This window comes from Demequina aurantiaca, from assembly GCF_050598105.1.
Taxonomy (GTDB): Bacteria; Actinomycetota; Actinomycetes; order Actinomycetales; family Demequinaceae; genus Demequina; species Demequina aurantiaca_A.
This window is the reverse complement of record NZ_CP192436.1, coordinates 804,166-818,828: the sequence shown is the minus strand read 5'-3', so window position 1 is coordinate 818,828 and position 14,663 is coordinate 804,166. Positions and strand designations below refer to the sequence as shown.

At 68.2% G+C, this 14,663-nt stretch carries 12 protein-coding genes; 5 read left to right on the top strand and 7 right to left on the bottom strand.

Going from position 1 to position 14,663, the window contains the following annotated elements; translation table 11 throughout:
• Positions 1–55: 55 nt before the first annotated feature.
• The 4 genes from ACQU6B_RS03670 to ACQU6B_RS03655 form a co-directional block, all read right to left on the bottom strand.
• Positions 56–925, bottom strand: coding sequence for an ABC transporter permease (locus ACQU6B_RS03670; RefSeq protein ID WP_430868693.1), 870 nt, complete (start codon positions 923–925; stop codon positions 56–58).
• On the bottom strand, positions 922–1,728 hold the full coding sequence (locus ACQU6B_RS03665; protein WP_430868692.1) for an ABC transporter permease: 807 nt from the start codon (positions 1,726–1,728) through the stop codon (positions 922–924). The genes ACQU6B_RS03670 and ACQU6B_RS03665 overlap by 4 nt, the downstream gene beginning before the upstream one ends.
• A gap of 9 nt (positions 1,729–1,737) precedes the next feature.
• Positions 1,738–2,478 carry an ABC transporter ATP-binding protein gene (locus ACQU6B_RS03660; RefSeq protein WP_430869208.1) on the bottom strand — a complete coding sequence of 247 codons (741 nt, stop codon included), beginning with the start codon at positions 2,476–2,478 and terminating at the stop codon, positions 1,738–1,740.
• 105 nt (positions 2,479–2,583) lie between these two features.
• Positions 2,584–3,696 (bottom strand): ABC transporter substrate-binding protein, encoded by a 1,113-nt coding sequence (locus ACQU6B_RS03655; protein ID WP_430868691.1) that lies wholly within the window; start codon positions 3,694–3,696, stop codon positions 2,584–2,586.
• Positions 3,697–3,978: 282 nt separating this feature from the next.
• Here ACQU6B_RS03655 and ACQU6B_RS03650 point away from each other — a divergent pair, with 282 nt between their 5' ends.
• Together ACQU6B_RS03650 and ACQU6B_RS03645 are read left to right on the top strand one after the other, a co-directional pair.
• The gene (locus ACQU6B_RS03650) at positions 3,979–4,785 is read left to right on the top strand and encodes an FAD binding domain-containing protein (RefSeq protein WP_430868690.1); all 807 of its coding nucleotides are present in this window, start codon (positions 3,979–3,981) and stop codon (positions 4,783–4,785) included.
• A complete protein-coding gene (locus ACQU6B_RS03645) occupies positions 4,782–7,616 on the top strand; it encodes a molybdopterin-dependent oxidoreductase (RefSeq protein WP_430868689.1) in 2,835 nt (944 codons plus the stop codon). Before ACQU6B_RS03650 ends, ACQU6B_RS03645 begins: the two co-directional genes overlap by 4 nt.
• Before the next feature lie 2 nt (positions 7,617–7,618).
• On the opposite strand, the gene ACQU6B_RS03640 is transcribed toward ACQU6B_RS03645, so the two are convergent.
• Complete coding sequence (locus tag ACQU6B_RS03640) at positions 7,619–8,695, bottom strand: XdhC family protein (RefSeq protein WP_430868688.1); 1,077 nt, start codon at positions 8,693–8,695, stop codon at positions 7,619–7,621.
• Between the two features lie 145 nt (positions 8,696–8,840).
• On the opposite strand from ACQU6B_RS03640, the gene allB reads away from it, so the two are divergent.
• From allB to ACQU6B_RS03625, 3 genes are all read left to right on the top strand, one after another.
• Positions 8,841–10,187: an allantoinase AllB gene (allB, locus tag ACQU6B_RS03635; RefSeq protein WP_430868687.1), complete on the top strand. Its 1,347-nt coding sequence runs from the start codon at positions 8,841–8,843 to the stop codon at positions 10,185–10,187.
• 175 nt (positions 10,188–10,362) lie between these two features.
• Positions 10,363–11,268 (top strand): factor-independent urate hydroxylase, encoded by a 906-nt coding sequence (gene pucL / locus ACQU6B_RS03630; RefSeq protein WP_430868686.1) that lies wholly within the window; start codon positions 10,363–10,365, stop codon positions 11,266–11,268.
• Positions 11,265–12,671 carry an amidohydrolase family protein gene (locus ACQU6B_RS03625; RefSeq protein ID WP_430868685.1) on the top strand — a complete coding sequence of 469 codons (1,407 nt, stop codon included), beginning with the start codon at positions 11,265–11,267 and terminating at the stop codon, positions 12,669–12,671. The genes pucL and ACQU6B_RS03625 overlap by 4 nt, the downstream gene beginning before the upstream one ends.
• Here the strand turns inward: ACQU6B_RS03625 and ACQU6B_RS03620 are convergent.
• Entirely contained in the window at positions 12,668–13,048 is a 381-nt protein-coding gene (locus ACQU6B_RS03620; protein ID WP_430868684.1) for a hypothetical protein, read from the bottom strand. The two genes, ACQU6B_RS03625 and ACQU6B_RS03620, sit on opposite strands and share 4 nt — an antisense overlap.
• Before the next feature lie 24 nt (positions 13,049–13,072).
• Positions 13,073–14,641 carry a diacylglycerol kinase family protein gene (locus tag ACQU6B_RS03615; protein WP_430868683.1) on the bottom strand — a complete coding sequence of 523 codons (1,569 nt, stop codon included), beginning with the start codon at positions 14,639–14,641 and terminating at the stop codon, positions 13,073–13,075.
• Positions 14,642–14,663: the final 22 nt, after the last annotated feature.

The following is a 14,663-nucleotide window of genomic DNA, read 5'->3' as shown; positions in this document are numbered from 1 at the left end:
GTCGGGCAGACCCGACCCGGTGCGCGCACAACCCGCCGCGCACCGGCGTCTGGGCCTAGGCCCGCCGGTCCGGGTGCATGCTCATGCGGGCCAGCACCACGTTCTCCACGATCTGTACCAGGTTGTAGAGCACCAGCGAGACGCCGGTGACCACCACGACCGCGGCCCACACGGCGGAGAACTGCGCCGCGGCCAGGTAGCCGCCGATCGCGCCGCCCACGCCGCGCCCGGTAGCCAGCCACTCCGCGAGCAGGGCGCCGGTGATGGCGCCCGGCACCGAGATGCGTACCGCTGCGAAGAAGGACGGCAGCGATGACGGCAGCCCCACCTTGCGCAGGGACGTCCAGGCATTGCCGCCGTACACGGTAACCAGGTCGGACATCTGAGGCGAGAAGGACTTGAGCCCAAACGCGATACTCACCAGCGCCGGGAACAGCACCACGATCCCGCCCATGACGGCGGTGGTCCAGAAGTCCCGACCGAAGATCATGATGATGACGGGGGCGAAGGCGATGAGCGGGACGGACCGCAGCAGCAACGCCATCGGCATCAGCGCGTGCTCGACGCCCTTGGAGAGTTGGAAGACAATCGCGGTCACCAGCGCGAGCAGCAGCCCGGCGGAGAACCCGACCGCCGCATCGACCAGCGTCTCGCCTAGCTTCGACATGAGTTCGGCGCGATCGGCCGCAGAATCGGGCTCCGTGAACAGGTACTGCCACACGTCCGCCGGCGTCTTGGCGATGAACGGCGACAGGTCGAAGAGCTGGATGGTGCCCACCCAAAGCACCAGCACGGTGAACATGGTGGCCGCGAAGGTGATCAGGCTGGTGCGCAGCGCCTTGAGGGCCGCCGTCGTCGCCTGCGAATTCATCGCCGTGCTCACGGAATTCTTGGTCGGGTCCGGGGTAGTGGTGTCGATGCTCATGCGGACACCTCCGCGCCCTTGGCCCACGGGGCCGCCATGCGCGTGAGTTGCCCCACGACCAGGTAACCGATGAGGGCGACGGCGCCCGACACGAGGGCGAGGCCCCACACGCGCGGCGAGTTGAGCGACTGTTGGGCGAACAACATCGCCGGCCCCACTCCCACCTCCACCTTGCCGAAGAACTCGCCGAGCACCGCTCCGAGGAAGGCCGCGGGGACGGCGATCTGGAGGGCGGTCAGGATGGCGGGCAGCGCCGCAACCAGACGCACCTTGCGCAGTTGCGTGAATTTGCTGCCGCCGTAGACGGTCACTACGTCAAGCGAGGAACGGTCCGCGGACTTCAGGCCCAGCAGGGACCCCACCACGGTGGTGAAGAACACGCTCAGCGCGGCCAGGAACACCGCGGTGCCGGAGGGCTCGCCGCTGGGCGGGGGCCCCAGGACGATAAGGACCAGCGGGCCGATGGCCACGATGGGAATGCAGTAGGTGATCACGGCGAGCTGCATCACGAGCGCCTCGAGCTTGGGCACCAGCAGCACCAGGCCGGCAAAGAGGAGTGCCAGGCCACAGCCCCACAGGTAGCCCTGCGCGGCCTCGTTAATGGTCACGGAGAAGTTGCGCCAGTAGAACTGGAACCCGCTCTCCGCGTAGCCGGAGGCCACCTGGATGGGAGACGGGATGGCCTTGGTGTCTCCCACGCCGACGTTGGCGAACACGGTGAGGGAAAGCACCCACCACGCCGCGAACATCGCCACGACGCCGATGGCGCCGATCGCCTTGGGAGGCAGCTTCTTAGTAGTCATGTCGCGGGCCTAGTGGTCGTCGTCCATGGCAGCGCCGCCTTCGCCGAACAGAAGCTCGGAGGCCTGATCCACGTACGCGTGGAACTCGGGGCTGCGCTGAATGTCGGGGGTACGGGGGCGCGGCAGATCGATGTCGATGATCTCCTTGATCCGACCCGGACGTGGGCTCATGACCGCCACCTGGTCGGCGAGGAAGATCGCCTCGTTGATGCCGTGCGTGACCAGCAGGGTGGTGGCCGGCTTCTCCGCGAGGATGCGTAGCAGCTCCAGGTTGAGCTTCTGGCGCGTCATGTCGTCGAGCGCGCCGAAGGGCTCGTCGAGCAGCAGGACCGAGGGCTTCAGCACCAGCGAGCGGGCGATGGAAACACGCTGGCGCATGCCCCCGGAGAGCTGAGCCGGCTTGGCCTTCTCGAAGCCCGTGAGACCCACGAGCTTGATCAGCTCGTCGATGTACCCAGTGTCGACGGGCACACCGGCAACCTCGAACGGGAGTTTGATGTTGGCGTAGACGCTGCGCCAGGGCAGCAGCGCCGCGTCCTGGAACGCGATGCCAAGTTCGTTGTAGGCGCGCAGGTCCTTGGGCGTGCGACCGTCGACGCGGGTGGTGCCGGTGGTGGGCTCCTCGAGCCCAGCCAGGATGCGCAGGATCGTGGACTTGCCGCAGCCGGACGGGCCCAGCAAGGCCAGGAAGCTACCGCGGTCCGTGTGGAGGTTGGTGTCGTCCAGGGCCGTCACGCTGTTCTTGCCCATGGTGAACGTTTTGCTGAGTCCGCTTATCTGCAGGCCGGTGCCCAGGGTTACACCCTGGGCACCGGTCGTTGCGGTGTCGTTTGTCACGATGCCGAGTTCCTCTACTTACTTCATGTATTCGATGAGCTCGGGGTAAGCCTCGTAGACCTCTGCGAGCAAGGACATGTCGAACAGGTCGGCAGGCTCGAGCACGATGCCGGCCCCTGCGAGCGAAGCGACGGTCTCGGTCTGAAGCTGGTCGGAGATGGTGAACAGACCGTTTGCGACGGTCTCGTCGGAGACGACGAGCGCCTCGGCCTGCATGATCGAGCCCGCGAGCGAGTTCGCTGCGTCGAGTCCCAGGTCCACGCCGTACTCCTCGACTGCAAGGCGCGAGCCCTCAGCCGGGTCGTTGACCTCGTCGGTCCAGCCCAGGATCTCTGCGTACAGGAACGCCTTGAGCTTTTCGCGGTCGTTCGCGATCGCGTCGTCGGTCACCGAGAACGTCTCGGCGACGAAGGGCAGACCGTTGTCAGCGAACGGAAGGTCCGCCACCTCGTAGCCGGCTGCGGCGACGATGATCGACTCGTTGGTGAGGTAGGAGATGAAGCCATCGACCTCACCGTTGGTGAGCGGTGCCGGGTCGTACTGGACGGGCACAATCTCGAGCTCGTCGGGGCTGATGCCGTTCGCGGAGAGAAGTGCGAGGAAGAGGCTGGTGTTGGAGTCCTGCACACCGATCTTCTTGCCGATCAGGTCCTCAGCGGTCAGGATGTTTCCGCCATCGGCCAACGACAGCACTGTGAAGGGGTTCTTCTGGTAGGTCGCGCCGATGATCTTGAGCGGGGCGCCTTCGTTGGCCACTGCGGCACCGATCGACACCGCGTCGCTCAGAGCCACGTCGGTCGAGCCGGAGACGAGCTCGGCAACGCCGGTCGACGGTCCGGGGGTCAGGTTCACGCTGGAGAAGCCAGCGTCGGTGTAGTAGCCCAACGAGTCTGCGAAGAACTCGCCCGCGAACTCCTCGTTCTTGATCCAAGACAGCTGAACGTTGAAGTCGCCGTAGTCGGCGGCGGGGGCCATCGATGCCTCGGCGGAGGTGGAAGCCGTCGCGCTGGTCGACGCGTCGTCAGACGAATCGGACGAGCAAGCAGCGAGCGTAAGCGCGGCGACTGCGGTGACGGAAGCGAGCATTGCGGCCTTGCGCTTGCTCGCAGTCAGGGATGAAAGTACGGACATCAGCATTCTCCTTGTATAGGTGTTGAGAGCGCGTCCCCCTCCAGGGACTCGCTATGTCGCACTCGCCGCCATTGCCGAGCTGCTCCCCTGAAAATCCGAGGGCGTCACAATCTGGAACACTACGGACGGTTTATTTCGGCCACCTCGCCCTCCATGTTGCCGGGACGTTAATTTATGGCTCTTTGGTCTAAACCACCGTTTCCGGCATGGCAGATTGCTTGTGAAGGCCCGACTCGCGGGCCTGCGAGCATCGCCTAGGCGACGGTAAGGAGAACGGGCGTCATGGACCTCGGCACGGTGACAAAGTTTCGCGAGGCGACCACCCGGACGGACCTTCACCTCCACCCCGGCGAGCGGTTCATCGCCGGCGGCACGTGGATGTACTCCGAGCCGCAGCCAGGGACCTCCGGGCTTGTCGACCTCACCGGCATGGGTTGGGCGGACGTTGAGATCAGCGCCCGCGGAGACCTCTCAGTGGCCGCGACGTGCACCATCGCGGCGCTCGCTAGCGCCGCGCGCGACAGCGACTGGGCGGCGGCGCCGCTCTTCGAGGACTGCGCGAACGCGCTGCTCGCCTCCTTCAAGATCTGGAACGCTGCCACCGTGGGCGGGAACATCTGCCGCGCTTATGCGGCGGCGTCGATGGTCGCGCTGTCCGTGACGCTCGACGCCCAGGCGGAGATCTGGCACGCGGACGGCAGCGATTCGAGCGTCCCGGTGACGTCACTTATCGCCGGCAACGGCGTGAGCACGCTGCGCGACGGCGACGTCCTGCGCGCGATCAACTTCCCCGCGCATGCGCTCGCGGCCCGCACCGCCTCGCGCAAGATCGCGCTGGCCGAGCACGGGCGCTCGGGGGCGCTGCTCGCCGGGCGCCTCGACGCGGACAGCTCGGCGACGTTCGTGATCACCGCCGCCACCTCGACCCCCACGGTGCTGAGGTTCTCATCCGTCCCCTCCCCCGATGCTCTCGACGCCGCCGTGCGCGCGGTCACCACTTACTACACAGACGCGCTCGGCTCCGCGGACTGGCGCCGTCAGGTCAGCGCGGTCCTGCTAGCCGAGGTGCTGGAGGAACTCACAGCATGAAGATTTCCGTCAACGGCCACTCCAACGACGTCGCAGCGGCGCCAGGTCAGTGCCTGCGCACGCTGCTGCGAGAGACCGGTCACACCGAGGTCAAGAAAGGGTGCGACTCTGGCGACTGCGGCGCATGCACGGTCCTGGTAGACGGCACCCCCGTCCACAGCTGCATCACGCCCGCCCGGCGCGCGGCCGGCTCCGAGGTCACCACGGCTTCCGGGTTGGCCGATGGCGACGACCTGCACCCCATGCAGCAGTCGTTCGTCGACCACTTTGGCTTCCAGTGCGGGTTCTGCACCCCCGGCATGACCGTGACAGCCTCGACGCTCTCGCCCGCGGACCTGGAAGACCTGCCGCGCCGGATGAAGGGAAACCTGTGCCGATGCACCGGCTACCGTTCCATCCGCGAGGCCATCACCCACGCCGCTCCCACCCCCACCGAGCCGAATTCTCCCGCCGCCGAACCGGCCACCTCGGAATGCGAGGGTGCCTGTGGGGGCTGTTCTCGCTCCGCAGGGGCCGGGGTCGCCACCTCAGCCACCCCCGCCGCGGCACGCCGGATTGTGCAGGGCCGCGAGCCGTTCACGTTCGACACCGCGGTCGACGGCCTGCTCCACATCAAGGTGCTGGGATCCCCTCACGCCCACGCCCGCATCCTGTCCATAGACACCTCTGCCGCCCAGGCACTGGAGGGGGTCGAGGCCGTCCTCACCCACGCCGATGCCCCTGCCGGGCGGTTCTCCACGGCCCGCCACGAGCACCGCACGGACGACCCGGACGACACCCGAGTCCTCGACGACGTGGCGCGCTTTGTGGGTCAGCGAGTCGCCGCCGTCGTGGCCGCCACCCCCTCGATCGCGGAGGCAGCATGCCGGCTGATCGAGGTCGAGTACGAGGTGCTCGACGCCGTCTTCGACCCCGAGGCGGCGCGCGCGCCCGGGGCACCCGTGCTGCACCCCGACCGCACCCCCGCCGAGCGCGTGGCGGATGCGCCCCGAAACACGGTGGTGAGCTTCAGCGGCGGGACTACCAGCGGCGACGACCTCACCCCCGATGCCACGGCCCAGGCCCTCGCGAGCGCGGAGTCCGCCCTGGCCGAGTCGTTCGTCAGCACGTCGGGAACCTGGCGCACCGCCCGGGTGAGCCACGCTCAACTCGAGACGCACGGGTCAATCGCCTGGCCTGACGCGGACGGTCGCCTGACCGTGCGCACCAGCACCCAGGTGCCGTTCCTGGTGCGTGACGAGCTCGCTCGCATCTTTGGCCTCGACCAGTCGGCGATGCGGGTATTCACGGCACGGGTCGGCGGCGGCTTTGGCGGCAAGCAGGAGATCTTCACCGAGGACCTGGCCGTGCTGGGCGCTCTCAAGACGGGCCGGCCCGTCGCGTACGAGATGACCCGAGAGGAAGAGTTCGTGCGCACCTCGGTACGCCACCCCTTCCGCGTCAAGGTCGACATGGGCGCCGACCAGACCGGGCGCCTCACCGCGCTCAAGGTCGACGCTCTCTCCGACACGGGCGCGTACGGCAACCACTCCATCGGCGTCCTGTTCCACGGGTGCGCCGAGTCGATGGCGGTCTACAACGCCCCCGTGAAGTGGCTGGACGCCGCGGCCGTCTACACCAACAACATGCCCTCCGGCGCGTTCCGCGGGTATGGGCTGGGTCAGGTGATCTTCGCCATCGAGTCGGCGATGGACGAGCTCGCGATCAAGTTGGGCATCGACCCGTTCGAGTTTCGTCGCATCAACGCCGTGCAGCCAGGCGATCCCTTTGTGGTCGCTGGTGCGCCTGAGGAGGACCTCACCTTTGGCTCCTACGGCCTGGACCAGTGCCTGGACCTGGCTCAGGAGGCACTCGCGCGCGGCAACGGCGTCGAGGCCCCGTCGGGCGAGCAGTGGTCCGTCGGCGAGGGAATGGCCACCTCGATGATCGCGACCGTCCCTCCCAACGGCCACGTCTCCAAGTGCACCGTCGAGGTGGACGCCGCCGGGACCTACACGGTCGGCATCGGCACCTCCGAGTTCGGCAACGGCACTTCCACCATCCACACTCAGATCGTCGCGACCGACCTGGCCACCTCGCCCGCGCGAGTGCGCCTGTTGCACTCGGACACCGACGCCGCCGAGTACGACACCGGCGCGTTCGGATCCACCGGGATCACCGTGGCGGGCAAGGCCCTGCACGCGGCGTGCCTCACCCTGCGCACCACGCTGCTCCAGACCGCGGCGGGCATCGCCTCCGTACCGGTCGCGGACTGCGAGATGTCCGCCGATGGCGTGCGCACCGGGGAGAGGGTCGTCACCTTCGCTGAGCTCGCCGCCGCGGCCGCTCCCGGCTCGGTCCGCGACGGTAGCGTGTGGGCGAGCGGCGAGGAGAACGGCGCCGCCCGGTCCGTCGCGTTCAACGTGCAGGCGTTCCGCGTCGCCGTCAACCGCCTCACCGGGTCAGTCCGGATCCTGCAGTCGATCCAAACGGCCGACGCGGGGACCGTGCTGAACCCCGAGCAGTGCCGCGGGCAGATCGAGGGTGGCGTGGCCCAGGGAATCGGCTCCGCCTTGTACGAGGAGGTACTGATCGACGCCGAGGGGGCCGTTTCCAACCCCGCCTTCCGCGTGTACCGCGTGCCCCAGATCGGCGACATCCCGGACACCGAGGTGTACTTCGCCCAAACCTCGGACGCCTACGGGCCGTACGGTGCGAAGTCGATGAGCGAGTCGCCGTACAACCCGGTGGCTCCCGCGATGGCGAACGCGATCCGCAGGGCGATAGGCGCGCGTCCGTTCCAGATCCCGATGACGCGCGAGCGCGTGTGGCGAGTGGCCGAGTCGGCCTAGCGTCAGTCGCTAAGGGCCACAATTCGGCCCACACCAGCACTCAGCGACTGGTGAGCAGAAGCGACTGGCTTCGCGACGGGTCGGGCACCAGCGGAGCCGTGGATGCGGCCAGTGGTTCCCGACAGGCGCGCGGCCGATGCGCCGGTGCGGTCGGCGATGACCTCCGCGACGATCGCGATGGCCGTCTCGTGCGCGGTCGAGCCGCCCAGGTCGAGGCCGATGGGCGAACGCAGGCGCGCGAGGGCATCCTCGCCGATGCCGAGCTCTTGCAGGAGCGCCATGCGGCGGTCGTGGGTGCGTCGCGAGCCCATGGCGCCCACGTAGGCAGCCGGAGACGCCAGCGCCTGGGCCAGCACGGGCACGTCGAAACGCTCCTCGTGGGTCAGCACGCAGATCACGGTGCGGGAGTCGATCTCGGTTTCTGCCAGGTAGGCGTCGGGCCACGCGCAGACCACGTCGTGCGCGGACGCGAAGCGCTCGGCGGTCGCGAACACCGGGCGGGCGTCGACCACCGTGACGTGAAAGCCGAGCATCCGGGAGGCATCGGCAAGGGCCGCGGAGAAGTCCACCGCGCCCACGATGACCATGCGCGGAGGCGCCTGGAACACGACGGTCAGTGACTGGTCGTCAGCGCGAGTGAGGTCGGCCGAAGTTCCGCCGCCCACCGCAGTGGCGATACGACCCGGCGTCGCGCCCAGACTCACCGACATTGCCGCCCTGTCGCCGCGCGCGGCCGCGCGCAACTGCTCGCGTACCCACGCATCGGCCGGGGTCAGGCGCACCGCGACGGCGGTGATGTGCCCGCCGCAGCTGAGCCCCGCGAGCAACGCGTCCTCGTCGGAGAAGCCGAACTCGCTCATGCGGGCGACGCCGTCGGAAATGACCTCCTGCGCGAGCGCGTAGCTCTCGCCCTCGACGCAGCCGCCGGAAATCGAACCGATCGCGCGGCCGTCGTCCGTGACCGCCATCGCGGACCCCAACGCGCGCGGCGCGGAGCCGTCGACCCTCGCCACCATGACGACCGCGAGGGAGCGTCCCGCCGCGAGCTCGCGCTCGAGCGCCGGGGCAATGTCAAACATCGCTGACCTGCATGGTGTGCCGCCCTACTCTCCGCGTGGTTTGCGGCCAGTGTAAGAGCGTTGGATTTCCGCAATGTTGCCGTCTTGAGGCCAGGAGTCGCGGGACGATACGCCGGTGCAACACTGGCCGTCTAGGCTGACCACCATGAGCAGAGACTTCGACCTTGTCATTCGCGCGGAGCGCATCCTGATCGACGGAACTTGGCAACGGGCGGCCGTCGCCGTGCGCGACGGCATGATCGTGCGCATCGGCCCGCGTCACGCCGACTGGAGCGGGACCCAGACCGTGTCGCTGACCGTCGACGAGGTACTGATCCCCGGAGTGGTGGACACGCACGTCCACGTCAACGAGCCCGGTCGCACCGACTGGGAGGGCTTCGCGAGCGCCACCAAGGCGGCGGCCGCCGGCGGCGTCACCACCATCATCGACATGCCGCTGAATTCCCTGCCGCCCACGACCACGGTGGAGGCGCTCGGCCTCAAGCGCGAGGCCGCCATTCCTCAGGTCACGGTCGACGTGGGCTTCTGGGGCGGCGCCATCCCGTCCAGCCTGGGCCACCTGGAGCCGCTGCACGATGCCGGGGTGTTTGGCTTCAAGGCGTTCCTGTCCCCTTCCGGCGTCGACGAGTTCCCGCACCTGTCGCGGGAACAACTCACGTCTGCCCTGGCCGAGACCAAGAAGTTCGGCAGCATGGTGATTGTCCACGCCGAGGACCCCGACGAGCTGGACGCCCACGCGAACGCCGGGGGCGTGGCCTACGCGGACTTCGTGGCGTCCCGGCCGGACAGCGCGGAGACCGGCGCGATCGACACGATCATTGACGCCGTCCGCGAGACCGGCGGCCGCGCCCACATCCTGCACCTGTCCTCCGCGAGCGCCCTGCCCGCGATCCGGGCGGCCAAGGCGGAGGGCCTCGCCATCACCGTAGAGACCTGCCCGCACTACCTGACCTTTGACGCCGAGCACATCCCCGATGGCGCGACGGCATTCAAGTGCTGCCCTCCCGTGCGGGGCGAGACCAACCGGGAGCTCCTGTGGGAGGCCCTGGTGGACGGCACCATCGACATCGTCGCCTCAGACCACTCCCCCGCGACCCACGAACTCAAGCTGGGAGCCGACGGCGACTTTGGCCGTGCGTGGGGAGGAATCTCCGGCCTGCAGGTCAGCCTCGCGGCCATCGCGTCGGGCGCTAAACAGCGCGGAATCGCGCTCGAGACCGCGGTGGAATGGATGACCGCCAAGACGGCGGCGCTCGTCGGATTGACTGACCGCGGCGCCATCACGGTGGGCATGCGGGCCGACCTGGTCGCGTTCTGCCCGGACCGCGAATGGCAGGTGGACGTGGGCGACCTGCTCCACCGCAACCGCGTCAGCGCGTTCGACGGTGCGAGCCTCACCGGTATCACCTCGCGCACCTGGCTGGCCGGCGCGCAGGTCTTCCCCGCGCAGCCGGACGCCCCGAACCAGGGACAGCTGCTCAGCCGACCCTGATTCGCGGCCCGAATGTGGCTTGGATGTTCCGCGCATGTTAAGGATGCGTTAATTTCTTGAGCATCGCCCCTGGTAGCGCCGCAAAATGGTCGTGGACCTAGCCTGCGCGGGGTGAGAATTATCTCCGCAGCGGGACACGGAAATACCACCCTCGCTCAAGGAGAGTGACGCACGCATGGGCATCAGCCTGGGAGGCCACCAGTACGGCAAGGCCGAGAACCACATCGTCCGGATCTACCGTGACCAGCCGCGTCACGACATCAAGGACATCAACGTGTCGACGTGCCTGCGCGGCGACTTCGAGGCCGCGTACCTGACGGGCGACCAGTCGGCTGTGCTTCCTACCGACACCCAGAAGCAGACCGCCTACGCGTACGCCAAGGAGGTGGGCGTCGACTCCATCGAGGATTACTCGCTCGCTCTCGCGCGTCACTTTGTGGACGACGTCGACCCCGTGCACTCCTCGCGCGTCGAGGTCGAGGAGTTTGGCTGGGAGCGCGTGCTGGTCGACGGCTCCGAGCACGACCACACCTGGGTCCGCACCGGCCAGGAGGTCCGCACCGCCGCGATCACCGTCGAGGGCTCGGGCGAGGACCGCCGCGAATGGGTCACCGGGGGTCTCAAGGACCTGGTGATTCTCAAGTCCACCGGGTCGGAGTTCACCGGGTTCCTCGAGGACAAGTACACGCGCCTGCAGCCCACCACCGACCGCGTGATGGCCACCTCGCTGGTCGCCACCTGGCGCTACGCCGGCACCGAGGGCGACTGGAACGCGATGTACGCGACCATCAAGTCCATCCTCACCTCCGCGTTCGCCACCGTGCACTCGCTCGCGCTCCAGCAGACCCTGTTCCAGATGGGCAAGGCCGTCCTCGAGGCGGTCGACGGCGTGGTCGAGGTCAACCTGTCCGCGCCCAACAAGCACCACTTCCTGTTCGACCTCGAGACGTTCGGGGTAGAGAACAACGGCGAGGTCTTCCACGCGGACGACCGTCCGTACGGCCTCATCCAGGCCAACGTGGTCCGCGACGACGCCCCCGATGCCGGCTCGGCATGGGAGAAGTACTCGGGCCTCGTATGAGCAGGGTGTACCGGGCGCACATCTTCCACATTGCGGGTGCGCCCGCGCAGAACGACGTCACCAGCCACCTGGTCTCCATCCCCAAAGGGGCGATGGCGGTCAGCGACGACGGGCGCATCGAGTGGGTAGGCGAGTTCGCCGACCTTCCCGACGAGTACGCGTTCAACCCCGTCGTGGAGGCCGACTACCTGATCCCCGGGTTCGTGGACGCCCACGTGCACTTCCCGCAGGTCTACGCGACGGCGGCGCACGGCGGCGGCCAGCTGCTCGAGTGGCTGGACCACTGCATCTTCCCCACCGAGGCGCAGTACGTGGACGAGGAGTTCGCCACGCAGGCGGCGCGGTTCTTCACTCGTCGCCGCATTGCCGCCGGCACCACGGCCGCGATGGTGTTCGGGTCCGCCTTCCCGGTGGCCCAGGACGCGCTGTACCGCGAGACCTTGGCGGCTGGACTGCGCATCGTCTCCGGGCGTGGCGTGCAGACGGTGGGCTCGCCCGCCGCCGCCGCGCTGATGACCTCCGAGGCGCGCGCCATCGAGCTGGTCGCCGACGAGATTGACCGCTGGCACGCGGTGGACACCGGCGACCCCCGTACCGCCCGCGTCCAGGTCGCGATCGTCCCCCGCTTCTCGCTGTCGGTGACCCGACAGACGCTGGGCGCGATGGGCGAGCTCTACGACGAGCAGCGCGCCAGGGGCGTCTACTTCCACTCCCACCTCAACGAGAACAACCGCGCTGGCGACGGCGAGATCGCGGCCGTGCTGGGGTCCTATGGGGTCGAGACTTACCTCGACACCTACGACGGACGCTTCCTGGAGGGGTCCAAGGTGGGCGGCAGCTCCCTGCTGGGACGCCGATCCTCCCTGGCCCACGCCGTCCACTCGCAGCCGCGCGAGCTGTCGCGCATGGCGGAGACGGAGACGTCGATCGCGCACTGCCCCACGTCGCAGCTCTTCCTGGGTTCCGGGACGATGCCGTGGCGCGCGACCGTCGCCGCCGGGGTCAACATCGCCCTTGGCACGGACATCGGCGCAGGCGACGAATGGCTCATCTCACGAGTGGCAGGAGACTGCTACAAGGTCCACATTTCAGAGTCCGGCGAGGCCGGCTCCGCGCTGCACCCCGCCGAGCTGCTCTTCGCCGCCACCCTCGCGGGCGCGCGCGCCCTAGATATGGAGCACGCGTTCGGCAACCTGGACGTGGGCAAGGACGCGGACTTCCTGCTGATCGAGAAGTCCCGCTGGGAGCCGCTGGACGGAATGCTGTCCATGGGGATCCGCGCGGACGACGAGGAGCAGGCCACCCTGGAGGAACTGTTCACGCTGCTCGTAGGGCTACGCCAGCCCGCCATCGCGGGCGTCTACGTGCAGGGCCGCAACGCGGCGGTGGCCGACCGCCTCTAGCGACGGGCGCGAGCGCCCAACCAAATGGCGACCGCGAACATGGGCGCCGAGCCGATCGCGACGAGCGCTAGGGCTTGGCCAATCCCTAGCGGGGTCTTGTCGAGCCACTGCGGCAGCAAGGCCGCGGCGGCCATCCATATCAGCGCGATCTGGTGGAATGCCGAGTAGAACCGAGGCTTCTGAGCCAGACGCGAATTGGCGGTTGCCCCCAGAATCGCCAACACCGGCACCGTGACGATGAGGATGATCTCGGACTCCGTCGTCGCGTTGAGGAAGATGGCGACGGCCCCCACCGCGGCGACCACAAAGGTGAAGAAGCGCCACGCATCGGGCCTCGCTGCGCCGGGGGCTTGCTCGACGGTCTCCGATGAAGACAACTCAAACCTCCTGGCGCTGCATTGCTAGCTGGGAACCACCACGGACAGCGCGCCCGGGTCGACCTCTGCCTCGAAGGTCTGCGTCTCGCCCTCGACGTCGCCGTCGAGCTGGTACGGCACGGCGCGGTCGAGCACCACTGATACCTTGCGGCCGTCGAAGTGCTGGATCACCGAGTCGTCCTTGCCGCTGCTCAGTGCCTTGAGGAGGCGCCCCATGCCGAGCACTCCCTCGCCGTGTGCGACCACGACGTGGAGCAGGCCGTCGGAGGCGTCGGCGCCAGGGATGAGGTCGATCCCGCCCTGGAGCTTGCCAACGTTACCCACCAGCACCATCGCGGCATCACCCTCGTGGACCACCTTGCCGTCCAGGGTGACGGTGGCCTTAAAGGACGTGTTGCTCAGCTGCTGGGCACCGGCGAGGACGTACGCGCCGCCCTTGACCAACTTCTTCACCTTGGGGTTGGTGTCGCGCATGATCTGCGCGTCGAGTCCCACGCCGGCCATCACCACGAAGGTCTGCTCGTTTTCCTCGGCCTTGAACCGCACCACGTCGATGCGGCGCGGGGAACCGTGCAGGGCGAGCGCGGTGGCCTCTCCCTCGTCGAGCGGGATGCCCAGGTTGCGTCCCAGCAGGTTTCCGGTGCCTGCCGGAACAATGGCCACAGGAATCTTGCCGCCGGCCATCGCCGCGCAGACGGTGCGCACGGTGCCGTCGCCGCCCGCCACGAGCACGCGGTCCATGCCCTTTTCGGAGGCCTCAATCGCCATGCCCGTGCCGGGGTCCTCGGCGGTGGTCTCCCACCACTTGGGCGCTTCCCAGCCCTTGGTCTCCGCGACGGTCGACATGCGACGGCGGAAGTCTCCCAGGTCGAGCACCTTGGTGGGGTTGTAGATCACTCCGGCGACGCGCCCGGACTTAGGCAACCGCTTAGCGGTCTTGGCGCCAGGCACGACTCCCTCGAACCGGCTCACCAGCAGCGAGATCGTGGCCATCGTCAGCCCCAGGAACACCCCGCCGATCAGGTCGGACAGGTACTGGATCCCCATGAGGAACTGGTCCACGGCCACGAGCAGGACCGCCAGCGCACCCAGCACCTGCCAACGCCTCAGGTTGCCCACGGAGCGCAGTTGCGCGCTGGACAATGCCACGAAGACCCAGGCGAGGAGCGTCATCGACAGCGTGTGGCCCGCGGGATACGAGTAGCCCATCGCGGAGATGGATTCGCTGAACTCGGATTCCGGGCGCGGGCGCGCCACCAGGTTGCGGACAATCTCCCAGACCGGCAGGCCGAGCAGCGCGACGACCAGCGCGAGCGCGAGCCTGCGCTGGCGCTGTTGGACGGCGCGCACGGCGAGAATCGCGGTGACGATCAGCATGACGACCGGCTGGGTCATGACAGAGAAGGTCTGGAGCAACTGCCCAACGGTGGAACGGGGGTCGATGGTGGGTACGGCGATCCACGTATCCATGTGGGTGTCGGTCCACCCTTCACGGACCAGTGCCGACAGCCCCACGTAGCACGCGAGGGAAACCACGAGCAGGACTATTTCCTTACGACTCGCCTTTACCTTGGCCACCATCGTGCTGCCCATATGTCCCCCGCCACCGTTCGTC